This window comes from Mesorhizobium sp. CA4 (assembly GCF_020165075.1).
In the GTDB taxonomy this organism is placed as follows: Bacteria; Pseudomonadota; Alphaproteobacteria; order Rhizobiales; family Rhizobiaceae; genus Mesorhizobium.
The window spans coordinates 24035-45911 of record NZ_JAIUHK010000023.1 but is presented as its reverse complement, the minus strand read 5'-3'; the positions used below and the strand labels follow the sequence as shown (position 1 = coordinate 45911).

Annotated in this window: 28 protein-coding genes, 2 tRNA genes and 3 pseudogenes; 15 read left to right on the top strand and 18 right to left on the bottom strand. The window is 61.5% G+C overall.

Going from position 1 to position 21877, the window contains the following annotated elements; all coding sequences use genetic code 11:
- The first annotated feature begins 2 nt into the window (after positions 1-2).
- Positions 3-812, top strand: coding sequence for an ABC transporter permease (locus tag LB528_RS19165; RefSeq protein WP_224715929.1), 810 nt, complete (start codon positions 3-5; stop codon positions 810-812).
- Between the two features lie 558 nt (positions 813-1370).
- Here the strand turns inward: LB528_RS19165 and LB528_RS19160 are convergent.
- Positions 1371-1730 carry an ArsR/SmtB family transcription factor gene (locus LB528_RS19160; protein WP_095767198.1) on the bottom strand — a complete coding sequence of 120 codons (360 nt, stop codon included), beginning with the start codon at positions 1728-1730 and terminating at the stop codon, positions 1371-1373.
- 429 nt (positions 1731-2159) lie between these two features.
- Between LB528_RS19160 and LB528_RS19155 the strand changes: the two genes are divergently transcribed.
- Complete coding sequence (locus LB528_RS19155; protein WP_224589130.1) at positions 2160-2354, top strand: hypothetical protein; 195 nt, start codon at positions 2160-2162, stop codon at positions 2352-2354.
- A gap of 105 nt (positions 2355-2459) precedes the next feature.
- A complete protein-coding gene (locus tag LB528_RS19150; RefSeq protein WP_224513138.1) occupies positions 2460-2705 on the top strand; it encodes a DUF982 domain-containing protein in 246 nt (81 codons plus the stop codon).
- A gap of 501 nt (positions 2706-3206) precedes the next feature.
- On the opposite strand, the gene LB528_RS19145 is transcribed toward LB528_RS19150, so the two are convergent.
- The gene (locus tag LB528_RS19145) at positions 3207-3428 is read right to left on the bottom strand and encodes a hypothetical protein (protein ID WP_224715928.1); all 222 of its coding nucleotides are present in this window, start codon (positions 3426-3428) and stop codon (positions 3207-3209) included.
- A gap of 27 nt (positions 3429-3455) precedes the next feature.
- Between LB528_RS19145 and LB528_RS19140 the strand changes: the two genes are divergently transcribed.
- On the top strand, positions 3456-3698 hold the full coding sequence (locus LB528_RS19140; RefSeq protein WP_224513134.1) for a DUF982 domain-containing protein: 243 nt from the start codon (positions 3456-3458) through the stop codon (positions 3696-3698).
- A gap of 287 nt (positions 3699-3985) precedes the next feature.
- Here the strand turns inward: LB528_RS19140 and LB528_RS19135 are convergent, their stop codons facing one another.
- Together LB528_RS19135 and LB528_RS30430 are read right to left on the bottom strand one after the other, a co-directional pair.
- Positions 3986-4945, bottom strand: coding sequence for a glycosyltransferase family 8 protein (locus tag LB528_RS19135; RefSeq protein ID WP_224715927.1), 960 nt, complete (start codon positions 4943-4945; stop codon positions 3986-3988).
- Between the two features lie 14 nt (positions 4946-4959).
- On the bottom strand, positions 4960-5541 hold the full coding sequence (locus tag LB528_RS30430; RefSeq protein WP_318012324.1) for a CatB-related O-acetyltransferase: 582 nt from the start codon (positions 5539-5541) through the stop codon (positions 4960-4962).
- A 192-nt stretch (positions 5542-5733) separates the two neighbouring features.
- On the opposite strand from LB528_RS30430, the gene LB528_RS19125 reads away from it, so the two are divergent.
- The 4 genes from LB528_RS19125 to LB528_RS19110 all read left to right on the top strand — a co-directional run bounded on the left by LB528_RS19125 (position 5734) and on the right by LB528_RS19110 (position 9294).
- Positions 5734-6519: a hypothetical protein gene (locus LB528_RS19125; protein ID WP_224715926.1), complete on the top strand. Its 786-nt coding sequence runs from the start codon at positions 5734-5736 to the stop codon at positions 6517-6519.
- Positions 6520-6681: 162 nt separating this feature from the next.
- Positions 6682-7608, top strand: a complete 927-nt coding sequence (locus tag LB528_RS19120; protein ID WP_224715925.1) for a hypothetical protein — start codon at positions 6682-6684, stop codon at positions 7606-7608.
- A 57-nt stretch (positions 7609-7665) separates the two neighbouring features.
- A complete protein-coding gene (locus LB528_RS19115) occupies positions 7666-7827 on the top strand; it encodes a hypothetical protein (protein WP_224513126.1) in 162 nt (53 codons plus the stop codon).
- Positions 7828-8208: 381 nt separating this feature from the next.
- Complete coding sequence (locus tag LB528_RS19110; RefSeq protein ID WP_224715924.1) at positions 8209-9294, top strand: acyltransferase family protein; 1086 nt, start codon at positions 8209-8211, stop codon at positions 9292-9294.
- A 46-nt stretch (positions 9295-9340) separates the two neighbouring features.
- On the opposite strand, the gene LB528_RS19105 is transcribed toward LB528_RS19110, so the two are convergent.
- The 4 genes and pseudogenes from LB528_RS19105 to LB528_RS19090 form a co-directional block, all read right to left on the bottom strand.
- Positions 9341-9649 (bottom strand): HigA family addiction module antitoxin, encoded by a 309-nt coding sequence (locus LB528_RS19105; protein WP_224715923.1) that lies wholly within the window; start codon positions 9647-9649, stop codon positions 9341-9343.
- Between the two features lie 27 nt (positions 9650-9676).
- Positions 9677-9956, bottom strand: a pseudogene (locus LB528_RS19100) (type II toxin-antitoxin system RelE/ParE family toxin).
- A gap of 83 nt (positions 9957-10039) precedes the next feature.
- Positions 10040-10116, bottom strand: a tRNA-Arg gene (locus LB528_RS19095).
- A 55-nt stretch (positions 10117-10171) separates the two neighbouring features.
- Complete coding sequence (locus LB528_RS19090) at positions 10172-10477, bottom strand: ETC complex I subunit (RefSeq protein ID WP_224513119.1); 306 nt, start codon at positions 10475-10477, stop codon at positions 10172-10174.
- A gap of 240 nt (positions 10478-10717) precedes the next feature.
- Between LB528_RS19090 and LB528_RS30595 the strand changes: the two are divergent.
- The 4 genes and pseudogenes from LB528_RS30595 to LB528_RS19070 form a co-directional block, all read left to right on the top strand.
- Positions 10718-11278 (top strand): annotated as a pseudogene (locus tag LB528_RS30595) (NADPH-dependent FMN reductase); the annotation flags it as partial.
- Positions 11252-11686 carry a YybH family protein gene (locus LB528_RS30590; protein ID WP_411962214.1) on the top strand — a complete coding sequence of 145 codons (435 nt, stop codon included), beginning with the start codon at positions 11252-11254 and terminating at the stop codon, positions 11684-11686. The pseudogene LB528_RS30595 and the gene LB528_RS30590, both read left to right, overlap by 27 nt.
- Before the next feature lie 136 nt (positions 11687-11822).
- Complete coding sequence (locus tag LB528_RS19075) at positions 11823-13004, top strand: flavin-containing monooxygenase (protein ID WP_224715962.1); 1182 nt, start codon at positions 11823-11825, stop codon at positions 13002-13004.
- A gap of 215 nt (positions 13005-13219) precedes the next feature.
- A tRNA-Pro gene (locus LB528_RS19070) sits at positions 13220-13296 on the top strand.
- 387 nt (positions 13297-13683) lie between these two features.
- Here the strand turns inward: LB528_RS19070 and LB528_RS19065 are convergent.
- The 5 genes and pseudogenes from LB528_RS19065 to LB528_RS19045 form a co-directional block, all read right to left on the bottom strand.
- Positions 13684-14106, bottom strand: a complete 423-nt coding sequence (locus LB528_RS19065; protein ID WP_224715922.1) for a type II toxin-antitoxin system VapC family toxin — start codon at positions 14104-14106, stop codon at positions 13684-13686.
- Positions 14103-14358: pseudogene (locus tag LB528_RS19060) on the bottom strand (FitA-like ribbon-helix-helix domain-containing protein). The gene LB528_RS19065 and the pseudogene LB528_RS19060 overlap by 4 nt, the downstream one beginning before the upstream one ends.
- Before the next feature lie 71 nt (positions 14359-14429).
- Complete coding sequence (gene hdaA / locus LB528_RS19055) at positions 14430-15134, bottom strand: DnaA regulatory inactivator HdaA (protein ID WP_224513113.1); 705 nt, start codon at positions 15132-15134, stop codon at positions 14430-14432.
- Position 15135: 1 nt separating this feature from the next.
- The gene (locus LB528_RS19050; RefSeq protein WP_224715921.1) at positions 15136-16281 is read right to left on the bottom strand and encodes an AI-2E family transporter; all 1146 of its coding nucleotides are present in this window, start codon (positions 16279-16281) and stop codon (positions 15136-15138) included.
- A gap of 13 nt (positions 16282-16294) precedes the next feature.
- Positions 16295-16927 (bottom strand): CDP-alcohol phosphatidyltransferase family protein, encoded by a 633-nt coding sequence (locus LB528_RS19045; RefSeq protein ID WP_224715920.1) that lies wholly within the window; start codon positions 16925-16927, stop codon positions 16295-16297.
- A 381-nt stretch (positions 16928-17308) separates the two neighbouring features.
- Between LB528_RS19045 and purM the strand changes: the two genes are divergently transcribed.
- The 3 genes from purM to LB528_RS19030 are packed head-to-tail and all read left to right on the top strand — an operon-like array spanning position 17309 to position 19616.
- Positions 17309-18388, top strand: a complete 1080-nt coding sequence (gene purM, locus LB528_RS19040) for a phosphoribosylformylglycinamidine cyclo-ligase (RefSeq protein WP_224715961.1) — start codon at positions 17309-17311, stop codon at positions 18386-18388.
- A complete protein-coding gene (gene purN, locus LB528_RS19035; protein ID WP_224715919.1) occupies positions 18385-19092 on the top strand; it encodes a phosphoribosylglycinamide formyltransferase in 708 nt (235 codons plus the stop codon). The genes purM and purN overlap by 4 nt, the downstream gene beginning before the upstream one ends.
- Before the next feature lie 8 nt (positions 19093-19100).
- The gene (locus LB528_RS19030) at positions 19101-19616 is read left to right on the top strand and encodes a SixA phosphatase family protein (RefSeq protein WP_224715918.1); all 516 of its coding nucleotides are present in this window, start codon (positions 19101-19103) and stop codon (positions 19614-19616) included.
- Between the two features lie 72 nt (positions 19617-19688).
- Here LB528_RS19030 and LB528_RS19025 read toward each other — a convergent pair whose 3' ends face one another.
- The 5 genes from LB528_RS19025 to LB528_RS19005 form a co-directional block, all read right to left on the bottom strand.
- Positions 19689-19940 (bottom strand): DUF680 domain-containing protein, encoded by a 252-nt coding sequence (locus LB528_RS19025; RefSeq protein WP_224715917.1) that lies wholly within the window; start codon positions 19938-19940, stop codon positions 19689-19691.
- 272 nt (positions 19941-20212) lie between these two features.
- Positions 20213-20419, bottom strand: a complete 207-nt coding sequence (locus tag LB528_RS19020) for a DUF680 domain-containing protein (RefSeq protein WP_224715916.1) — start codon at positions 20417-20419, stop codon at positions 20213-20215.
- A gap of 319 nt (positions 20420-20738) precedes the next feature.
- Positions 20739-20945, bottom strand: a complete 207-nt coding sequence (locus LB528_RS19015) for a DUF680 domain-containing protein (RefSeq protein WP_224513101.1) — start codon at positions 20943-20945, stop codon at positions 20739-20741.
- A gap of 54 nt (positions 20946-20999) precedes the next feature.
- Complete coding sequence (locus LB528_RS19010) at positions 21000-21206, bottom strand: DUF680 domain-containing protein (protein WP_224589148.1); 207 nt, start codon at positions 21204-21206, stop codon at positions 21000-21002.
- Between the two features lie 54 nt (positions 21207-21260).
- Complete coding sequence (locus tag LB528_RS19005) at positions 21261-21491, bottom strand: DUF680 domain-containing protein (protein WP_224715915.1); 231 nt, start codon at positions 21489-21491, stop codon at positions 21261-21263.
- Positions 21492-21877: the final 386 nt, after the last annotated feature.

Genomic DNA, 21877 nt, shown 5'->3' with positions numbered 1-21877 from the left:
CAATGCCGACCTATCGCCCCGGCCCCGTCTCGCTCATCCTCGCCGTGCTGGTGGCGCTGTTCCTGTTGATGCCGCTGCTTGCCGTCATCCCGGTGTCGCTTACGCCGAGCCGCATGCTGGCTATGCCGACGGGTGAACTGTCGCTGCGCCACTACCGCTCGCTGATCGAGGATCCGCGCTGGCTGGATTCGATCCTGCTGTCGCTCAGGATCGGCATCGTCAGCAGCATCCTCTCGACGGCGCTGGCGCTGACCTTCAGTCTCGGCGTGTGGATGTTTCAGCCGCGCTTCACCGCTGCGCTCGTCGGCTTCGTGCTGCTGCCGATGGTGGTGCCGCCGGTGGTCTCGGCGGTGACGCTCTATTTCCTGCTCACCTCGGTCTCCGGCCTCACATCGTTCTTCGGCTACGACACCTGGCTGGGCGTGGCCATGGCGCATTCAGTGATGACCGTGCCTTTCGCTACGGTGCTGATGCTGGTGTCGCTCAGCCAGCTCGACCGGCGCATCGACCTTGCCGCGCGCGGCCTTGGCGCAACCGTGTGGGAACGCGCGACGCGCGTCATCATGCCCAACATCAAGTTCGGCATCGTCACCGCGGCGCTGCTGTCGTTCGTGCTTTCGTGGGAAGAAATCGGCGTGACGCTGTTCATTACTTCGGTCAACGCCATCACCCTGCCGCGGCTGATGTGGATGGGCCTGCGCGACAACATCGATCCGGCGATCGCGGCCCTCTCGGTGATCCTGATCATCATCACCGTGCTGGTGCTTGCGGTGCGCAGCGTCATCACGAGGCAGCGTCCCGCGAAACCCTGATCGGGCAAACCTGACCGAGACGCGACCGAACCTGCCGGGATCACCGGTGACTTCGTCGCCGGGCTCGACTTCTATCGGCTTAACAGGTGCCGGTTATCACCACCTGCCCCGCCGCTTCCCACGACACCAAGCCGGTGACGCCCGCGGTGAACGCAGCAAGCCACGCAACCCAAAACGAAAGAGGCCCGCCGGGAGCGGCGAGCCTCTTACGGAGCCGAAGTGGAAGTTCGGCGCCGTCATGATCCGGGGGTGTGGATCGACTTGGAATTTAGCCAACAGCGCCCGGCGAGGCGACTTACAAATCTGTAAGCTTCGGCTGAGCCGGGTCCCGCTCATACAAGAGAACCAATTACTATCAGCAACTTGCAGCGAATATCGGGCTCCGAAGCATCGTCTCTCAAACAAACGTGATGACCCCCCGGCGAGCGGCATGGCAAGAGCGGCGGTTCAACGAAACGTGGGCGGCGTCGCGATGCGGCCCGCTTATATGTCAGTCTGCGCCGTCGAGGTGCCGCGCCGGACGAAGGCCCCTGGCCCCGTCCGTGCGTGGCAAGCAGCTCAGGCAGCCTGCGGCCGCCGCATCCTCTCGACCAAAGCCTGCCTTGCCGGTCCGGCAAGCGGCTTGTCCGTCGTCAGCAGGCCATCGAGCAGTGTCAGAAGCTCGCGCGCTGCCGACGACTTGCAGGAATAATAAACCATCTGACGATCGCGGCGGGTTTCGACCAGGCCAAACCTGCGCAGTTTGGCCAGGTGTTGCGACAGCGCTGACTGGCTGAGTTCGACCTTGTCGGCGAGCACGCCGACAGAGAGTTCGCCCTCGGCGAGGTAGTTCATGATGAGCAAACGCTTCTCGTTGCCCATCACCGCAAGAAAGGCTGCCGCGCTTTCTGCGTTGGCGGTAAGTTTCTTGGTCACCATCGATTTCCCCATGGTTCATGCTCTTCCGAAGGCCATGGGGGCAATGGCTTCAGAGTTCCAGAGCGTTGATGAGCCTGCCCCGGTTTGAATGCGGGACCTGCCCTGCTTCTTTTTCGACCAGAACCCCTTCGTAACCCGGTTGCCACCACGTCGGGGTTGCTGGTCTCGGACAGAACGCGCGGCGCTTTTCTGGGCTCAAGTCAATGCAGACTCAGAAAAATTCCGCGCTGCTAATGCGTATCAGCGCAGCGCTCGTTCGGCAAGAATATAACGAGGCCGGCAAAACAGCGGCCAGCCGCAAGTAAGGAAGCACAGCAACCGGTGTGCCCGGCTAAGAAACCTTGGCCACGATGTTGCCGCGACTCACTCCCAATCTCGAAGCGTGCTATTATTAGCCGGGCAAGAGGGGCCGGGCTGGAGGAGGAAGCCATGTCCGTTGTACGCAACACGTTCAACCCCGACGAGACGGCCATGCTTGGCCGTGTCTACCAAAACGGCAATTTCGAAGGCGAGACTGCCGAGCAGAAGGAAGCGCGCGCCTCGCGTATCATCGCCAATTACATGGCGGGTATCACCGACGAGGCGGAACTGATCGAGCTTTCACGGAGGCCGCTTGGAAGATGAGCAACCTACGCCAGCTTCGTGAAACGCTTCACGCCAAGTTGACGTTTCGCGACGCAACTCTACGATAATATATCGTGTTCCGATATACTTCGGGAGGTTTTAGCGATGATGCAGGGATGGTTCTCCAGGCCGGTCGAAGTCGCCGTCGGGGTGTCCGGCTCGATCCGCCACATATCCAACGCCGAGCAGGCCGTCGAACTGCTGACCGGCCAATGGCGCGATGCCGGCAGCGCGCTGCATGGCGCGGCGCTGCGCGCTTGCCGGCGGGCGATCCGTGGCGACGTTGCGGCGGACAACGCCAGGGAGGCCTTCATCATGGCCGCGCGCGAGGCGCACGTACTAGTGGAATAGAACAACGGCGCCCGGCGCTCCACAGGCTGCCTATCGATAGTAAAGCCATAAAAGCACCAGCACCGCTGACGCCGCCGGAGAAAGCAGGATTCCGGCCCGAAAGATGCATATGGCCAGCTGAAGCGGAGTGATCATGCCTGGCGGGAAACCGATGCTCTGTTCGAAACGCGCGCGCACGATCCATCTCAGCGCGCGAGCGGTTCGGTCGCGCTTCCTCGTAGAGCCCGAACGCGGTCGCCATCAAGGTGGCAACGGTCATGGTGGGATGCTAGCACGGCGATAAGCATGAGAGGTCCTCCCGCGTTTCATCAGCCTGCCGGATTCATTAGATCAGGATGACGTTCCGGTAGATCGCCAACCGGTTCCCACTGTGCATCCGCTGAATTTCGGTTCGCAATCTAGCGCCACCCGCGAGAGTACGGCAGTGACTTTGGTCCCGCGATTTTCGACCATCCGCACTCGCCGGATTGGCCGCCCTTGAACCCGTCCGGACGCAGCGTTTCACCGTGTCACAGAAACGGTGAAACGGTCTACCTCTTTGTTTTTACGCAACTCCGGACGGAAGGCTGCGGCGGAGGCGCCGAGCCACCCGCCCACGCTTTTCCTGGAATTGCCGTAGCCTTGAAATTCTTCGGAACCTAACGCGCGGTGATCGGTTAACGCGCGGGTCCGCAATCGCGGAACCGCATCGGGCGCGTCATCCGGCGCCGATTGCTTGCTCAAAAGACGATCATAAGAACGGAGGAAGTGATGAACGATGTCTGGTTTTCCGAGCCGGTCGTGATCGATTTCCAGCCAAACGGTCAGCGCAAGGTTTCGAGCTGCTTCGAGGCGATGGAATGCCTGGACCAGCGCTGGCCCAGACAGGCGCGGGGCGGCGCCTGGCGCTCGGCGAGCCGCGTCTGCCGCGACGCGCTCGATGGGCTGCGCAGCCCGGTGGAAGCCCGCAAGACACTGCGCAAGGCTGCCAAGGTCGCCGGACTGCTGGCGTAGCCTCGATTTTCCCACGGCGCCCCGTGAGGGGCGTCACCAAGCCCGTCGCGGTTTCCCATTGCCGCGGCGGGCTTGTGTTTTCATGCAGCGAAGTGGCGGCCGACGCATACTTGGAACGCGTTCAAGCACGCGTCCCGCTGATACATGAAAACGCCGGCCGCTCGGCTTCGGGGTTGCCTGACGGGTTCAGGCCGCTCCATTTCGGCGAGTCGACCGGCAGCCGCAACGCGAGCACCGGGACGTGGTAAATGGGCGGTTACTATCCACAGGTCGTGGCGGCGGATAGTTCAGCCAAAGCCGCCAAGCACTTCCGGGAACCGGACCGCCAATGCGCCTTCTTCCGCCTGCCGGGCGTAGATTTGATGCATCTTCGCGCCGTCATATCTGGCGCGGCGGCGTTGGACTTCGTTTCCGAAAAGACCAGCAACGGCGTCGAAACGACGCAAGAAGCGCTTCATCACGCCGCGCTCGAAGCGTATGCGCTGCTCGAACGGCTTGCGCCAGGGCGTGTCCTTTGCGAGATCGCGCCAGATGCTCAGCGCTTCCAGCTCGACCCCGACCTGGTTGCCCCACGGCTTGCCGCCGGCGAAATGCCTGGCCCAGGCCTGGGAGAAGCGAAACTCCCTTGTCCCCAGCGATTGCAGGTTCCAGTTCGGATGCATCGTCTGCCATTTGCCCTCGAAGGCGATGTTGAGGGCATTCTGGTCGTTCATCTTGCCTTGAATGGCGGTGTTGCGCGTGCGCTCCAGCAGTCCGTCCGCCCGAACAGCGCCCATGTCGAAAACCACGACACCGGAGTTGAAGTAGGGCGCGCCCGGCTTCAGCCCGAGCTTTTGTCTGTAGGACGGCCGAAAATACATGTAGTCGTCATGCGCCGCGAGCATGGGCGCATGCAGCTCCTGCCCGGCAAGCTCGTTGATATCCCTGTTGAAGAGAACGTCGCAGTCCGTGTAGGCGACACGATCATATGGCCCAAAAACCGGAAGCTGGTCGGCGAAAAGACGAGTGTAGGCGGCGATACTGTATGCTCCGAAGCGGAAGCCGCGGCTAGTCATGAAATCCGCGACGTCGACCAGCTCGACCTTGCCTTTCAGCAGATGGCGGCCGGCTTCGAGATCCGGTTCGCTGGCGCCGGTATAGAGCAGGTAGCCGTCGATCGGCGCGGAGACGTCAACGATCCGACGCGCCGCCAGGCTGGCATACGGAAAATATTCAGCATCCGCCGCCAGGAAGAAACACTTCGTCATTCGCACCGCGACCCTTATCCTGCTGCGGTGCCTGCCACAAAATGCTTCTCGACGAAAGCCTCGATCGGGCCGGTGAGCGAGGCGGCCTCGCGCTTGACCTTATCGTCGTCCCAGCGCCACCACTGGATCGCCAGCAGCTTCGCTATGATCTCCTCGGGGAACCGATATCTGATCAGCCGGGCTGGAGAGCCGCCGACGATCGCATAGGGCGGCACGTGTTTGGTGACGACGGCACCGGCGCCGACGACCGCGCCATCGCCGATTTCCACACCCGGCAGGATCATTGCGCCATTGCCGATCCAGACGTCATTGCCAACAGTGATGCCGGCCTGCCTGCCGCCATTTGCGATCGGTTCGGGCTGTTTCAGCAACCGGCTGTAGATTGGAAACGAGGTTGCGCTCTCGGTCGGATGCTGGCCGGAGCAGATGAAAACCACCCGACCGGCGACAGAGCAGAAAGCGCCGACTTGCAACGGAGCATCCTTTAACGGGTCCAAGACTTTTCGCCATGTCACGCCATAGGTGTGGCGGCCAACGGTCACATGTTCCGGCAATCCGGAGCGCATGTCCCTCAGCCATTTGGAAAGAGCCGACATCCAGATACCTCCCCATACTTCTGCGACATAGCTTCGGACCGGCCGAACCATCAACCGGGAACTTTGGCCGGCGCAAGGGAGCGATCCACCGAAAAACCTGTTATCCGCACATCGACATTGGGGAAATTCGAGTGGATTGCGGTTGCCTGTGTTGGTAGTGGGAGCGTCTCAGACACATCTCCCATAGATCGAATGAACGACGTTTTTGGCTATATCGCCTATGGCGATAACGAGGTTTATCACTTTGGCGCGCTGCTCAGCGCGCTTAAGCTTTTGCACAATTGCCCAGGCGCCAAAATATTCGTCGCAACCGACAGACCCGAACTCTTTCGCTTATACCCCGTAGAGACGATCGCAATAACCGCCGACCAGAAAGAGTTGATGTCTTTCGGCTGGCGCTATCATTTCGGCGTCAAGGCTGCATTCCTGATCGAGATCCTGAAGCGAGCGGACCGCCTGATCTTCATGGACTCGGACCACTATCCTTATGTCGATCCATCCAGAGGGTTCCGACAGATTTCACCGACGCGTTCCTTCATGCGTAAGTGTGAGGGTGAGCATCGGCTTTACCCGGTTCTCACAGGCAAAGGCATCAAAATCGGAGACTACACTCTGACTGGGCACGAACCGATGTGGCAAAGCGGAATCCTTGGCATTCATCGAGCCAATATTCGTGCATTAAACGAAGCCTATTCCGCGATGCTGGCCGTACGCGAATTGACCAATACAGATGCGCCGGAGCAGTTTTGCATCGGGGTCGCGCTCTCTCGAAATGGCCTGGCCCTCAGCCGACACCACCTTCCGGTCAGCGACTACAACACACGTGGCAAAAAGGCTTTCGCCAGCCCGCGCGTGCTGCAGTTCTTCAACATGTACGGCGACGCTCCGATAGCCGAACAGGTAAGGAGAGCCGGGTGGTATCGCTTGTGGCGAGCTCCCATGGACCTATGGCGGCAGCGGGATAGGTGGTCGCTTTAAGTTGGCCGTGAGATTTTACGGCAGAAGAAGAATGTCTCGCTGTTCGAGCGCGTCGCGAATATTCATTTCCTTTTCGGTTTTGCCACTGGAGACGCCTTCGATGTCTATTCCATTGAAAATGGCGGACTTCCGTTTCTCCTGGCGTCACGTTATGCAGGCCAAATGGGTCTGAAGATCGTCGATGTCATAACCAGAGCGCCGGCAATCATCGCGGCGAAGGAAGCCAGAAATAGGCTAGTATACAAGGCTTTCGAGCATCGGGGCCGAGTTGCTGGACGCGCTTTTGCAGACCGCCTGAAAGCCACTGGTGCATCGCGTGTCTGCTTTGCGGTGGCGTTCAACACGCCTTGGGTCATAGATGCGCTGGCCAAGGCCTGGCAAATGCACCCGCCGGGAATGACGCTGGCAGTTGTCGACAATTCGACCGGTCGGGCGTCGAGAGAAGCAATAGAAAGCATCTGCAAGGTAAGAGACGTGCCTTATTTGGCGCTTCCGATGCGGGTAGAAAAACATCTGTCCAGATCGCACGGAACCGCGATAAACTGGACCTATCATAATATCATACGGCACTTGGAGCCTGAGTTATTCGGCTTCATTGATCATGACTGCTTCCCGGTAGTGCCATTTGACATCCCGGCCAAGATGGAAGAAAAGGCTGTCTACGGTAAGCTGTTCCTTCCAGGTCGAAATCATATCCACGAGCCGAAGCCGACCGATCGACACTGGAATTTATGGGCAGGTTTCTGCTTCTATCGCTTCTCCGCCACGGAGGGACGAAAGCTGAACTTCGAACCCCGCTTGAACATGGGGCTCGATACTGGCGGCGCAAACTGGAAAGTCCTTTACTCGCATTTGGACAGGGCAAGTGACGTTGCTGTAGCCGTCGCGCGGGAAAACCCGATGACGATGGCGGGTGCGGTCGGACACCATGAGATCATCGAGGAAGCATTCTTCCATGTTGCCGGCGTATCCTACCCCGACCGTCCCAGTTATCACCGCAGAACAACCGATCATCGAAAACTGATCCGCGACTACGTCTGGAATACATACCTTGGCGGCACGAGCGGCAGGGTAGCCCAAGATTTCTAAGTGCTGACCAGATCTTCGGGCTAGTCCGCCCGAAAACGCAAGCTAAACGACAGGCCCATGAGCCGATCCCGCAGCAATACCCCGATCGTCGGCATGACCACAGCCGACAGCGACAACGCATTCAAGCAAGCCGAGTATCGACGCGAGCGGCGGGTTGTGAAGGTGCGGCTCGAGCTTGACGAGGAAGCATTGCCCATCAAGGAATCCGTGGGCCAGTGAGAAGGACGACAAGCAATGGCTGACCGATCCCTCCCCTGAGCTGATGCGGAAGTAACATCCGTGCAAAACGGCGCCAGAAGGAACTCGCACTGCCAAGTCAAGTCGCAGCGTGAGGCAAAGACGAGAGGATTGTTAAGCTAGCTGGGCGGACTGGGCAAATCCACCAAAGCCGTATTGCCACAGAGTGGCCAGCGCCCGTTCGTTGCCGCGGCGTCTGCCGCAATGATCCGGGCGCCGGCGGTTGTCCAATCGTCTGGGAAGTGGATATGACGCGTTCGTTTTTGCGGTCACTTTGAATGATGCCGCCATCTCTCGCCAGAATGGTTGACTGTAGCCGGGAATTGACCGCCATGCAGCAGCATGGTTCAAGGCTGCATGTCATTGGAACGAACCAACTCTCGGTTTGAATGGATCGACTATGCGCGGTTCGCCGCGGCGCTGTCGGTCATGAGTTATCATTATCTCGTCAACGGTATCCGCAACGGCAAACTGACAGGCATAGGGCCATTCGAGGGGGCCGGAGCGCTGTTTCAATACGGGTATCTGGGTGTCCCGCTCTTTTTTATGATCAGCGGCTTCGTAATCATGTCGTCCGCCCGATCGGGGTCACCGGTGAAGTTTGTGATTTCGCGAGTCTTCAGGCTGTGGCCGGCGTTCGTCTTCTGTATGACATTGACCTCGATTGTGCTTGCCATCTGGCCGTCGCCGTTGATGCCGATATCGGCGGGACAGTATTTCGTCAACCTGACGATGATCCCGACGTCTTTTGGATGGCCAGTTGTCGACGGTGTCTACTGGACCCTCAAAACGGAGATCATCTTCTATGCCTCGGTGCTTGCCATCCTTTCGCTAAACCTGATCAGCTATGCCCAAATTATAGTTGAGATATGGATAGCCTGGCTGATAGTTTCTTTCGCGGTGTGGGGAGGTCATGGGTTCCTTGGGGGATATGACGCGTTCTTCGCCGCCGGGTGCTCCTTCTATTTCATGTACCAGGACGGTTTCTCTCCGCGGACACTGCTCGCGACCTCAGCCTGTGCAGTCATGGGCCTCTGTGTTGCCGAATTGCCCACCACGGACTTCATTAATGCGACCTATGGCCCGACGCTTTCGCGCTACGTCGTTGGGGTTATCGTGCTCGGGTTCTTTGTCGTCTTCCTGGGTATGAAGGCATCCAGAGCCGAATCGAAACCATTGCCTTTTGCGAGACAGATCGGCGCGTTGACCTATCCAATGTACCTTCTGCACGCGTATATAGGATACACGTTGATGTCGCGGTTCGGATCCTCGGATCGCCCCCTTTTTACTGTCTTTATCATGGCTGTGGCAGTTCTCATCGCAAGCTATTTGGTAGCCCGTTTCGTTGAGCTGCCGGTGCAAAGACTTCGCCCTGTCGCGGAGCGTGGGCTTAGCATGCTTCTTCGTCCAGCCCGAGGAACTACTCCTTCAGAGCAGCCTGAAGCCTAAATTAGAAGGCCGGTGCTCTATCTACAGGGCCGGCTAGCAAACTTTGTTAAGCCGCGCGCAAAGTCGGTATAGCGCTCACATCCACTTCCCGTTCGGCGTGCCAGGCATCATGGGCCGCCTGCATGCGAAGCCAGATTGCAGCGCCGCCGCCGAACATTTTTCCGAGCCGAGCCGCGATGGCCGGCGATACCGGCTTCCGTTCGCGGGTGATATCGTAGAGCTGCTGTCGGGAGATTCCGAGCAGCCTGGCAATTTCCACCTTGGTCTTTCCAGTCGCTGGGATGATGTCCTCAAGCAGCGCTCCCGGGTGGGACGGGCAACGCTCGACGGGACGCTTCGGCTTGTGCTCGCTCATAAATCCAATTTCCCCAATCTGTCCGCCTCAATGATACTGTTCGAAATCGACGCGGGCGGCGTCTTGGCCGTCGAATTCAAATGTGAGGCACCACGGGCCGTTCACGTGGAACCGTATAGCGGGTCGGGTCGAAGCCTCTCAGCGTGTGAAAATCAAACCCTGGCAGGTTCATATCTTCCGGCCGCTCGGACGCCTCAAGGCGGTCAAGCCTGATCAGGATGCGCTTATGCATCTTGACATCGATCTTCCCGGTTTTCCCGGTCTCGAACAAATCGGCTAGCGCTTTGCTCTTGAATGACTTGATCATGCCACACGTAAGCAGATAGCTTACACAAGTCAAGCAAATGTAAGCAGAACGCGTACATTACCATCGACAAGAATGCCAAAGATTGGCGATCCCGGCAGGATTCGAACCTGCGACCATCGGCTTAGAAGGCCGGTGCTCTATCCAGCTGAGCTACGGGACCGTCGGCCGGGCTAGGCCGGCTGGTCTATCATGCCGCGCGACGAAAGACTCGAAAATCAGTGCGTCCAGGGCGTCCTGCGGTCATAGCGGAAATTGTCCGAATAGGAAATCTGCCGGCGCTTAGCTTCCTTGGGCTCTTCAACCCGGTAGGCGATCTTTTCCTTCTCGGCATAGGCGATCGCCTCTTCCTTCGTATCGAAGGTGAGCTTCACCTGGCTCAGCATGTCGCCCGAGGAGGTGTAGCCCATCAGCGGGTCGATCTTCTTGCGCTGGGCGGGCTCGAATTCGAGCACCCAATGTCCGGTCTTGGCCTTGCCGGACTGCATCGCGGTTTTGGCTGGACTGAAAATGCGCGCGGACATGACCACCTCGTTGCCGCCCGGGGACCGGGCACCGTTGTTCAGCGCGCTATTTCCAGGATCCCATCGGGAGCCTGAACCTCGCGCCAATCCGTCATTACTGTGCAATGACCGCTGCGGCAAGGCCGCAGCGGCCCGGCGCACGCTATGGCGCAGGGAACCTCGCTGCGCTGCCGACATTATCGGGCAGGCCGCGCCGTGCCGGCCTTCCCTGTAAGCCATCAGCAAAACGGACGTTTCGCCATGACCGATGCAACCGAACACGCCGTCCTCCAGCTCGCCGTGCTTGTCGGCAGCCTGCGCGCCCAGTCCTTCAGCCGCAAGATCGCCAAGGCGCTGGCCGCCCGCGCGCCGGATTCGGTGCGCTGCCGTTTCGTCGAGATCGGCGAGTTGCCGCTTTATAACGAGGATCTGGACGGCGACAGCCCGCCGGCGGCATGGTCGGCCTTCCGCGCGGCGATAAAAGAATGCGACGCGGTGCTGTTCGTCACCCCGGAATATAACCGCTCAATCCCGGGCTGCCTGAAGAATGCGCTCGATGTCGGCTCGCGTCCGTCCGGCAAGAGCGTGTTCAAGGGCCTGCCCGCCGGGGTCGTCAGCGTCAGCCCCAGCAAGATCGGCGCCTTCGGCTCCAACCAGGCGCTCAGGCAGACCTTCGTCTTCCTCGACATGCCGGTGATGCAGCAGCCGGAGGCCTATATCGGCAATGTCGCGGAGCTGCTCGACGATAAGGGGGCCGTTACCAATGCCGATACCGCAGCCTTCCTCGAGAATTTCATGGCTGGCCTGGAAAGCTGGGTCAGGAGGGTACATCCCGGCGGCTCGTCCTTCGATGCCTTCATGAAGCAGCGCGAGAAGATCGCTGAGGATTATGTCAACGGCGATCCCACGTCGCTGAAGGCGATCGTCACCCATGCCGGGCCGGCGACGTTCTTTTCGCCGCGCGGCGATCATCTCGAAGGCGCCGAGGCGATTGCGGGCCGCTACGAACGCGACGCGGCGAGCTTCCAAAAGGGCGGCAGCACCGACCTCGAGGTGCTGCAGGCTGCGGCAAGCGGCGATCTGGCCTTCTGGACCGGCTTGCAGCATGCCAAGACGCGCATGGGCAGGAACGGCGAGGCGACCGAGATGACCTTGCGGGTGACGGAAGTGTTCCGATTGGAGGACGGCGGGTTCAAGCTGGTGCATCGCCACGCCGACCCGGTTCATTAGCCGGCGCTCGTACCAATCCGCGACACAATGCCGGAGGTTTTTGCAACAGCCACCTATTCCTTTTGGCGGGTGGGCGGCATATGTCAGATACAGGATCATGCCACTTGAAGGCATGATGACGGCGATAAAGACACAAATGGGCGCGGAAGCGAAAGTCTTGCCGTCGGGGGTCGGCGAGCCAGCGATATTGGACGGAGCGATTGTCATCGGCGCGGGCGCCGCAGGGCTTGCCGCCGCGCATGCGCTGGCCAGGGCCGGCGTGACGGTGCAAATCCTGGAACGCGAGCGGCGGCTGGCCGAGCCCTGGCATCGCCGTCACGATAATCTGCATCTCAACACGCATCGTGACCTCTCCTCATTGCCCGGCGTTTCCTTTCCGGCAGGGACGCCGGCTTTTCCGCATCGCAGCGCCGTCATCCGTCATCTCAACGATTTCGCCGAAACGCACCGGCTGCCGATCGCCTTCGACGTCAAGGTCGACGAAATCGAATTCCATGGCGACCACTGGCTGCTGCGGACAAGCGCGGGGCTGAAGGCGGCACGGCATGTGGTGATCGCCACCGGACGCGACCGGCAACCCTTCATTCCGGCCTGGAAGGGCATGGAGGATTTTTCGGGGTCGGTCATCCACTCGGCCGAGTTCGGCAAGGCGAGCAACTATGCCGGCAAGAAAGTGCTGGTGGTCGGCGCCGGCAATTCCGGCTTCGACACGCTCAACCATCTTTCCCGCGTCGAGACGGGTCAGATGTGGCTTGCGGCACGCAACGGACCTTCGCTGCTGCCCAAGCGCATCGGCAAGATCGCCGTGCATCGCATATCGCCGCTCATGGCCAGCCTGCCCACAAGGCTCGCGGACGCGGTGATGGCGGCAACGCAGCGCCTGGTGTTCGGCGATCTGACGAAATACGGCCTGCCGCCTGCCCCGGCGGGCGGCGCCAGCCGGCTCGGCTCCGACTATACGGCGATCGCCGCCGACGACGGCGCGGTCGAGGCCATCAAGGCCGGGCGCATCATCGTGGTGCCGCAACTGCGCGAATTCAGGCGCGACGGCGTCGTACTGGACGGTGGCCAGACGATCGCGCCCGACATCGTCATTGCCGCCACCGGCTACCGTACCGGGCTGGAGACGATACTGGGCCGACTCGGCGTGCTCGACGCCAAGGGCGTGCCGCTGTTCAATGGCGCCGCGAACGATCCGAAGCTGCCCGGACTCTGGTTCACCGGCATGCGCCCGAGCATTCGCGGCTGCTTTGCCAATGCGAGAATCCAGGGTACCGCGATCGCCAAGAAGATCGCCGGCCAGCAGCGCCAGAGCTGATCGGCATTTCTGCATGAAGGCCGCGAAGGCATCGGCGGAGGCGGCAAGGCTTTCAAACGCCGCTTGCAGCCACGCCTTGCAGGTCACGGTAGCGATCCGGGCACCGTAGGCGAACCGAGGGCTGGCGCTCTTCAACACTGCGGCATCGATCCAGGTCGGGCCTGCCGTTTTTGTGTTGCCTTCCGGGCGCCCGCCCCCTATACGCCGCGGGACGTCGGAGTGTAGCGCAGCCTGGTAGCGCACCTGATTTGGGATCAGGGGGTCGCGTGTTCGAATCACGCCACTCCGACCATCGCTTCCTTCCTCGACCAAATCGGTCTCGCCTTTCCTGCATTACAGCCGGAAGGACAGGGACAATTGAGACGCCAACACTTTCCAGGCGGCGGCTGACATGGGGGCTCCGCGATCTGCGGTCCTCCTCTCATCAACGACGCACGTCAATGCGGCCTCGCCATAAGTGGCGGCAGCTTGCTGCTCGATGCGGGACAGGCTCACGGCAAGCGGGACGAGCCATTCAACGCCGCAGTTCGGAGGAACGGTAAACCCGCCGGGCGAGAACCCCAACACCTCGAGCCCGGCGAGCCTACAACCCGATCTGGAACGCGATCGGGACCGGGATCAACCGGCGACGGCTGCGTTGCAAAAGTGATGCCTGAAAGATTGTTCCGAAACGGGACGGCTACGCCGCATGCTCCCACGGATTGATAACCGGCACCCCGGCCGCCTGAAACGGCGCGATGTCGAGTGACGCGGCCTGGAAGCCCTTCGCGGCGGCGATGGCTGCGATATACCCGACAGGCACGGGAAATCCCTTTCCGGCCGTTCTGGCCTTTACAGCAAGACCGGCATAGCGACGTGCCGCCTCGGCGTCGAAGACCAGGATACGTTGATCGAAGATTGCACAAATCCCGGCAAACGTTTCGGCCAGCGCGTTCTTGCGGCGGCTTGCTGCCATGGCCTCAATCCCGAACAGCACTTCCGTGAGCGTGATGCTGGAAAGGTAGAGTGTTTCGGCGGCCTGAGCATCCAGCCAAGCCAAGACTGTGGGATGCGGCTCTGCCCTCATCACCTCCGACACAACATTGGTGTCCAGGAGGATCATTCGAATTTCAGGGGCTCGGCAGGGCTTCTGTCCAAGGCTTGCTCCCAGAGCATCGACATCCTCGTCTTTCACACCGGCCCGGCGAGCGATGCTTGCAAGCAAGGAGCCTAGTTTGACACGGCCCTCCGGCCGAACGGCATCCTCAAGGATGGCGCGGATTTCTGCTTCCGTACTGCGGCCATTGATGGCCGCGCGCACGCGCAGAGCGCGATGTGTCTCTTCCGGAAGATTTCTGATCGTGACCGCTGTCATTGATATCGATTCGATCTCATTGCTATCACATAGCTAATGGACCCTGATTGTCACGCGCAGGCACTTCAGCCTCAAATATCGAACTCGCCCTGCCCTTCGTCCATGGCGCTGACCGTCTCGGCGGCCAAAGCGCGGGTGATCGGCGTCTTGCGTTCGAGCGCGGCGCGGTCGAGGCGTTCGACAACGCGCATGGCGGTGCCGAGCGAGCGCTCGATGCGGCGCACCAGATATTGCACCACATGCGGCTCGACCTCTACCTGCCGGTCTGCGAAGAGCTTTGTGAGCACGCCGGCGAGCAGCAGGTCGTCGGGCTCGTGGATCTCGATCGTCGCCGCCGCCTTCAATCGCGAAACGAGATCCGGCAGCGCGACGCGCCAAGCCGAAGGGAAACGCCGGGCGGTGAGCAGCAGCGTCGAGCCCGCGCCGCGCACGGCGTTGATCAGGTGGAACAGGCCCGGCTCGTCGATCGCCGCCTTGTCGATGTCATCGACGAGCACCGGCCTGCTGCCGAGACCGGCAATGTGCTCGCCGATCCGACCGGGATCAACGATGACGGCGTGCGCCCTATCCTGCCAGATGCGGGCGAGATGCGTCTTACCGGAGCCGGGCGGCCCGGCCAGCACGACCACCGGCGACGGCCAGTCCGGCCAGCGGTCGATCAGCGATGCCGCTTGCGCATTGGTGCCCGAGACGACGAGCTCGTCGCGCGAATAGCCGGTGCCGTGGCCGAGATCGAGCGGCAGCTGGCGCGGTGTATCTGCTGGCTGGGCAGCCATTTCAGCCCCGAGACGAGCGGTGGCCGCCACCGCGATCGGCCGGCAATGGCGGCGCGGGCTGAGTGCCGTTGCCCTTATAGAGCGGCGATTCGAGATAGCGGCCGATGGCGAAGCGCACCAGCACGGCAATCGCCGCCGAGGCCGGCACGGCAATCAAAAGGCCGACGAAACCGAACAGCGCGCCGAAGGCAAACAGCGCGAACATCAGCCATACCGGGTGCAGGCCGACGCTCTTTCCGACCAGCCGGGGCTGCAGGATGTTGCCCTCGATGAACTGGCCGACGAAAAACACGCAGGCCACAAGCAAGACCATCGTCCAGTCCGGCCAGAACTGTACGAAGGCTACGCCGACGGCGAGCACCAGCCCGGTCAGCGAGCCGACATAGGGGATGAAGGAGATCAGCCCGGCGAAGAAGCCGATGAGGATGGCGAAATTCAAGCCGGTCAGCGTCAGTCCCGTTGCATACATGGCGCCGAGCACAAGGCAGAGCGTGCCCTGCCCGCGCACGAAGCCGGCGGTGGCGGTGTTGATCTCGCGAGCGAGCGTTCTGACCGTCTCGACATAGTCGCGCGGCACCCAGCTGTCGACAACGGCCACCATGCGGTCCCAGTCGAGCAGCATGTAGAAGGCAACGACCGGGGTGACGACGAACAGGCTGACCACCGAAACCAGCGCCACGCCCGAGCTCCAGATCGAGGTGAAGACGGTGGTAAGCAGCCCGAAGCCGGTGGTGAGCAGCGAATTCAGCCCCTCGCGCAAGCCTGCGGCGTTGACGCCAAAACGCTGCTCCAGCCATTTCGGGTCGAAGCTGGTGATGAGCGATTGCAGGCGGGTGAGATATTCCGGCAGCTTGCGGGCGAAATCGGCCATCTGCGTGGCCAGCACCGGCACCAGGATGACGAAGGCCAGCACCACGACTACGATGAAGGCGATCAGGATCACCACCGTCGCCATCAGGCGCGACAGGCCTAGCCGCTGCAGCCAGTCGGCGACCGGGTCGAGGAAATAGGCGAGCACCATGCCGGCCACGAACGGCAGGAGGATGCCTGAGAAGATATAGAGGAACAGCGCCAGCAGGACCGCGGTCACCAGCCAGAAGAAGACCTGGCGGCGAAGCCCGCCCGAGCCGTCGTCAGCGGCGATCACCGCGCCGTCATTGTCAGGCGTCCGTGCTGGAGCCGCCCGACTTGCCGATGCCCGACTTGATGTCGCCCGACTTGATGTTGTCGGTTGGGGAGTTGCTCGTCCGGGAGCCTTCGCCATAGCCGCTCATATGCCTTAGCCAAGCCACGAGATAGGCTGCGGCCGAAGCCACGGTCAAGACCCCGGTCAGCAATATGAGCGCGGTCCGCAGCGGGCCCAGCTGCACCGAAAAGGCGAGTTCGCCCAGCACAAGCGACGCCAGCACGATCTGCGCCGCGGTGTTGATCTTTGAAACGAGGAGCGGCTTCACCTCGATCGGATGGCTCATCACGCTGGACAAGAGCACGGCGCAAACGATCAGCCCGTCGCGCGAGACCATGGTTACCACCAGCCAGAGCGGCAGCTCGCCGGCAAAGCCCATGACGACGAAGACCGAGACCAGCAGGAGCTTGTCGGAGACCGCATCGAGATAGGCGCCGAGGCGGGACGATTGGTTCCAGCGACGCGCGATAAAGCCATCGGCACCATCGGAAATGCCGGCGACGAGGAATCCGGCGAAGGCCCAACCCCAAAGCCACTGCAGCATGGCCAACATCACGGCCGGCACCAGCAGCAGCCGCATGATCGTAATCATGTTGGGAAGGGTCACGTGAGGTCCCGTCGTGATTTTGTTTGAGAATAAATGATGGAGATACGTAAATTGGGCAAGGGAGAAGCGGCGTGAAGCCGCCGATCTCCCCCCTTGCGGGGGAGATGCCTGGCAAGGCAGAGGGGGTGCTGTCCGTCGGCATCTCGGAGTTTTTCTTTCGCCGTGCCGGCAGAACCATTATCGATGCTGGTATTCCTTCACACCCCCCTCTGTGCTGCCGGACATCTCCCCGCAAGGGGCGAGATTGGCCGCCATCTCGGCCTTCGCCAATCGCCTATGTCGGTGCCCACTTTCCACGATTTTGTCAGTCGCAACGACATCCTTGCTCCCCGAAACCATTCATGCGAAGAGCCCGCAATGACAAACAGGGACGAGCCGACGATGAGCAAGGGCGAAAAGGCCAAGCGCAAGAACGGGCTCACCTATGCCGAGGCTGGCGTCGACATCGATGCCGGCAATCTGATGGTCGAGAAGATCAAGCCGCTGGTGCGCGCCACGCGCCGGCCGGGCGCCGATGGCGAGATCGGCGGCTTCGGCGGACTGTTCGATCTCAAGGCCGCCGGCTTCACCGATCCGGTGCTGGTCGCCGCCAATGACGGCGTCGGCACCAAGCTCAAGATCGCCATCGATGCCGGCAAGCACGACACGATCGGGATCGACCTCGTCGCCATGTGCGTCAACGACATCGTCGTGCAGGGCGCGGAGCCTTTGTTCTTCCTCGACTATTTCGCCACAGGTAAGCTCGACCCCGAGCAGGGCGCGTCGATCGTCGGCGGCATCGCGCAGGGCTGCCGACAGGCCGGCTGCGCGCTGATCGGCGGCGAGACCGCCGAAATGCCGGGCATGTATCACGACAAAGACTACGACCTTGCGGGCTTCGCGGTGGGTGCGGCCGAGCGCGGGCAACTGCTACCGACCGACGACATCGTCGAAGGCGACGTGCTGCTCGGCCTTGCCTCGTCCGGCCTGCATTCCAACGGCTTTTCGCTGGTGCGCCGGATCGTCGCCGCGAGCGGCCTCGGCTGGAGCGATCCAGCGCCGTTCAACGAAGAGCTCAGCCTCGCCGAGGCGCTGCTCGAGCCGACGCGCATCTATGTGAAGTCGATCCTCAAGGCGATCCGCAACACGCATGGCATCAAGGCGCTCGCCCACATCACCGGTGGAGGTTTCCCAGAAAATATCCCGCGTGTGCTGCCCAAGGATTTTTCGGCCGAGCTCGACCTCGAGGCGATCGACGTGCCGCCAGTGTTCTCGTGGCTGGCCAAGACCGGCGGGGTCGCGCCGGAAGAGATGATGCGCACCTTCAACTGCGGCATTGGCATGATCCTCGCCGTAGCCTCCGGCCAGGCGGCGCAGGTCGCGGCGGTGCTGCAGGAGGCCGGCGAGACGGTGACGCCGATCGGCCGCATAGTGCCGCGCCGCGACGCCGGCGTCATCTACAGGGGCTCGATCGGCCTATGAGCAGGAAACGCACGGCCGTCCTGATCTCGGGACGCGGCTCCAACATGACGGCGCTGATCGCGGCCGCCGCCGATCCAAGCTATCCGGCGGAAATCGTCGGCGTTATTTCCGACCGCGCCAACGCGGCCGGCCTCGGCATCGCCCAGTCGCGCGGCATCGCTACCAAGGTCATCCAGCGCGCCGATCAGCCGAGCAAGGACGCCTATGACGCCGCGATCGACGCCGCGCTCACGAGCTTCGGCGCCGACATCGTCGCCTTGGCCGGCTATATGCGCATTCTCGGCCGCGGCCTCGTCGAGAAATGGCAGGGACGCATGGTCAACATCCACCCTGCCCTGCTGCCGGCGTTCAAGGGGCTGGACACGCATGCGCGCGCAATCCGTGCGGGCGTTCGCATCCATGGCTGCTCGGTGCATTTCGTCACGCCCGAGATGGATGACGGCCCGATCATCGCGCAGGCCGCCGTGCCAGTCATGGTCGGCGACAACGAAGACATGCTGGCGGCTCGGGTGCTGAAGGCCGAGCACCGGCTCTACCCGCTGGCGCTGGGTCTGGTCGCCGAAGGCAAGGCGCGCATGGAAAAGGGCCACACCGTGTTTGCCCATTTCGCCGACGATGCCGAAAACGCCACCTCGGTGGTGATGGCGCCGGACCCGCTGCGCGAGGAGACTGATCTCGAACAGCTGGCGCGGATCACGCCGTAGGGGCTGCAATGCCTGTGAGACAGTTGCTCATCCTTCGCCACGCCAAGTCGAGCCGGGACGATCCCAAACTTGAGGATTTCGACCGGCCGCTGGCCCCGCGCGGCTTGAAGACGGCGCCGTTGATGGGGCGAGAGCTTGCGCGACGCGGCTGGTTGCCGGATCTGGCGCTGGTCTCGCCGGCGCTGCGCACACGCGACACCTGGAGGCTGGTCGCGGCCGAACTGCCGAAGCATGTGCAGGCGGAGTTCGCCGAGGAGCTCTACGAGGCGACGCCGGCCGCCATCCTGGCGCGCGTGCGCCAGGTCAAAGCTACAAGTGTGCTGGTGATCGGCCACAATCCCGGCCTGCAGCATTTTGCGCTTCAGCTGGCGGGCGCCGGATCGGATCAGGGCGTGTTCAAGAAGATCGAAGCGAAGTTTCCGACGGCGGCACTTGCGCGGCTCACGCTGGGCGAGGATTGGGCAAATCTCGACTTCCACGGTGCGCGGCTGACGCATTGCGTGAGGCCGAAGGATTTGACGTAGAGCCCGAAGCCGGCCAGTCCATAAGCAAGGCGGCGGGCTTTGCCGCCGCCTTCAATATTTTCAGAGACGGGGTCAATTGCCCCAATTGTCCGATGGCGGACCCGGCCAATCCGCAGCGCCGGTCGCACCCGTCTTCATCTCGGTATCGACCTTCGGGGCCGGCTTGACTGTCTTGTGCTTCGGGATCGAAGCCGTGACGCTGGTGTCGGAGCCAACGGCGGCGGCTTGGTTCACGCCATCAGCGCCGTAGTGATCGCTGCCGGCGGATGCGGTGCTCATGGCGGCGGCAAGTATGGCGGCCGCGACGAATGCAATCCTGGTCATGTTCCATTTCCTTGTTTCGTGTCTTTCATCGGCGGTGGCCTTGGGAGGATGGCCCCGCTGCCGAAGAGACCCGCGGCGGCCGGGATTTATTCCCGGCGGGTCGCCTTTTCAGCGGCCACAATGCGTCGACCAAGACCTCGCCGAAAAAAAGACTAACGATTGCAACTGCTTGTGACACAAACACTTGTGAAGGCGATTTGATATTGCCGCTAGGCGGCTGCACAAAAGCAGGCGGCGGGACAGGCCCGCCGCCTGCTATTTTCCGGGCCGGATCAGTGGTTGCCGAACAGGTTGTGATCGGCGCCCTGCACCACCGGCCTTCGGACATCCGCGTCCGACTTCGCGATCGAGGTCGTCACGGTCCGGTCGATGGTGACGGCCGGCTGGTTGGCATCGGCCGCTCTGTAATTGTCCGAGCCGGCGAAGGCGGCACCGGTGGCAGTGAGAAGGGCGACGGCGATAAGTGCGATCTTGGTCATTTCAAATACTCCTGGTTCTGGGTTGCGCTGTTTGATCGGGCGCGATTGACGATCCGATGACCCGGTGGATCGGCACAGCCTCGGACATCGCCCGGGCGCTGCCCGCTCGTTCCACTCACTTGAATTTCCGTGCATCGGCCCCGTTTATCGGCCCTTGCTCCCACTTCGGAGACGCCCAAGACGTCGTTACAGGCATCACCGCTTCGTGATGAATGCTTGATCAACCACCGTGAAAGCCGGCCCAGCGGCCAGCCGGCGGCATAAAAGCAAAGCGGCGGGACAAGCCCGCCGCTTTGAGGTCTGTCGAGGACAGAACCGTTTAGTGGTTGCCGAACAGGTCATGATTGGCACCCTGGACGACCGGCTTCTGGGCATCCGCATCCGACTTCTTGACCGAAGCGGTGAGCGAGGTGTCGACCGAAGCGGCCGGCTGGTTGGCATTAGCCGAACCGTAGTTGTCCGAGCCGGCGAAGGCGGCACCAGTGGCAACAAGAAGGGCAGCGGCGGTAAGAGCGATCTTGGTCATTTGAGTTACTCCAAATTCAAGTTTGTTGGTTCGAAGGTTCGCCACGCGAACCGATTAGCGGTTGCCGAACAAGTTGTGGTCTGCGCCCGTGACGACCGGCTTCTGTACGTCCGCGTCCGAGTTGTTCGTGGAAGCGGTGATCGAGTTGTCGACCGAGGCGGCCGGCTGGTTGGCATTGGCCGAGCCGTAGTTGTCCGAGCCGGCAAAAGCGGCACCGGTAGCAACGAGAAGAGCAGCGGCGGTAAGAGCGATCTTGGTCATTTGAGGTACTCCAGATTCAAAGTTGTTGGTTGACACTGGTCAGGGAGGGACCGCTTAGCGGCCCCAGATGCCCTGGCCGGATTCCGGCTGGTTCTGAGCCGGCTTGATGTGAAGGTCGCGTTGCTCGAACTTGCGGATCGAACCCGTGACGGTGTTGTCGACCTTGCCCGCCGGAGCGGTCACGGCCGGCTGGTTGACGTTGTCGGAACCGTAATGGTCGCTGCCGGCGAAAGCGCTGCCCGTGGCAATGAGGAAAGCAGCGGCGGCAAAAGCAATCTTGTTCATTTTAGATACTCCAGATTTCAAAGTCGTGTCCGTCTAGTGGCGTGCCGTAATGGAAATTCGCGTCGCTCGAACCACCCCGAAATGGGTCGGCCTTGTTGCCATTTCCAATCACGAAAAGTTGTGAACCGAACCGTTCGGTTCGATCTTGAAATTGACTGCACGACGCAGCGGCCACATTCTTATCGTTTGAGATCAATGCCTTACGACGATCGTGGCGCGATGCGGCATCTGGGTAACGTGCTGCTGTTCACCCCAGCTATACGAACCGTCAACATTAATTGAACCGAACGGTTCGGTTTCATCGTTTGCAGGGATGGCTCGGCAGGAACCACGACGGGGGGGTCGACCGCCGAGAAACCACGTTTGCCTTGCACGCGGATCGATAC

Excerpts from the sequence above, each read along its gene's own strand:
- LB528_RS19140 (WP_224513134.1), top strand. The coding sequence starts at position 3,456 with ATGAACGATGTCTGGTTTTCCGAGCCGGTCGTGATCGATTTCCAGCCA.
- LB528_RS19005 (WP_224715915.1), bottom strand. The coding sequence starts at position 21,491 with ATGAACAAGATTGCTTTTGCCGCCGCTGCTTTCCTCATTGCCACGGGC.
- LB528_RS19120 (WP_224715925.1), top strand. The coding sequence starts at position 6,682 with ATGGGTCTGAAGATCGTCGATGTCATAACCAGAGCGCCGGCAATCATC.
- LB528_RS19015 (WP_224513101.1), bottom strand. The coding sequence starts at position 20,945 with ATGACCAAGATCGCTCTTACCGCCGCTGCCCTTCTTGTTGCCACTGGT.
- LB528_RS19115 (WP_224513126.1), top strand. The coding sequence starts at position 7,666 with ATGAGCCGATCCCGCAGCAATACCCCGATCGTCGGCATGACCACAGCC.
- LB528_RS19090 (WP_224513119.1), bottom strand. The coding sequence starts at position 10,477 with ATGTCCGCGCGCATTTTCAGTCCAGCCAAAACCGCGATGCAGTCCGGC.
- purN (WP_224715919.1), top strand. The coding sequence starts at position 18,385 with ATGAGCAGGAAACGCACGGCCGTCCTGATCTCGGGACGCGGCTCCAAC.
- LB528_RS19075 (WP_224715962.1), top strand. The coding sequence starts at position 11,823 with ATGGGCGCGGAAGCGAAAGTCTTGCCGTCGGGGGTCGGCGAGCCAGCG.
- LB528_RS19135 (WP_224715927.1), bottom strand. The coding sequence starts at position 4,945 with ATGACGAAGTGTTTCTTCCTGGCGGCGGATGCTGAATATTTTCCGTAT.
- LB528_RS19165 (WP_224715929.1), top strand. The coding sequence starts at position 3 with ATGCCGACCTATCGCCCCGGCCCCGTCTCGCTCATCCTCGCCGTGCTG.
- LB528_RS19160 (WP_095767198.1), bottom strand. The coding sequence starts at position 1,730 with ATGGTGACCAAGAAACTTACCGCCAACGCAGAAAGCGCGGCAGCCTTT.
- LB528_RS19150 (WP_224513138.1), top strand. The coding sequence starts at position 2,460 with ATGATGCAGGGATGGTTCTCCAGGCCGGTCGAAGTCGCCGTCGGGGTG.
- LB528_RS19155 (WP_224589130.1), top strand. The coding sequence starts at position 2,160 with ATGTCCGTTGTACGCAACACGTTCAACCCCGACGAGACGGCCATGCTT.
- LB528_RS19125 (WP_224715926.1), top strand. The coding sequence starts at position 5,734 with ATGAACGACGTTTTTGGCTATATCGCCTATGGCGATAACGAGGTTTAT.
- hdaA (WP_224513113.1), bottom strand. The coding sequence starts at position 15,134 with ATGGCTGCCCAGCCAGCAGATACACCGCGCCAGCTGCCGCTCGATCTC.
- LB528_RS19020 (WP_224715916.1), bottom strand. The coding sequence starts at position 20,419 with ATGACCAAGATCGCACTTATCGCCGTCGCCCTTCTCACTGCCACCGGT.
- LB528_RS19010 (WP_224589148.1), bottom strand. The coding sequence starts at position 21,206 with ATGACCAAGATCGCTCTTACCGCCGCTGCTCTTCTCGTTGCTACCGGT.
- LB528_RS30430 (WP_318012324.1), bottom strand. The coding sequence starts at position 5,541 with ATGTCGGCTCTTTCCAAATGGCTGAGGGACATGCGCTCCGGATTGCCG.
- LB528_RS19065 (WP_224715922.1), bottom strand. The coding sequence starts at position 14,106 with ATGATCCTCCTGGACACCAATGTTGTGTCGGAGGTGATGAGGGCAGAG.
- LB528_RS19105 (WP_224715923.1), bottom strand. The coding sequence starts at position 9,649 with ATGAGCGAGCACAAGCCGAAGCGTCCCGTCGAGCGTTGCCCGTCCCAC.
- LB528_RS30590 (WP_411962214.1), top strand. The coding sequence starts at position 11,252 with ATGGCTGGCCTGGAAAGCTGGGTCAGGAGGGTACATCCCGGCGGCTCG.
- LB528_RS19025 (WP_224715917.1), bottom strand. The coding sequence starts at position 19,940 with ATGACCAGGATTGCATTCGTCGCGGCCGCCATACTTGCCGCCGCCATG.
- LB528_RS19030 (WP_224715918.1), top strand. The coding sequence starts at position 19,101 with ATGCCTGTGAGACAGTTGCTCATCCTTCGCCACGCCAAGTCGAGCCGG.
- purM (WP_224715961.1), top strand. The coding sequence starts at position 17,309 with ATGAGCAAGGGCGAAAAGGCCAAGCGCAAGAACGGGCTCACCTATGCC.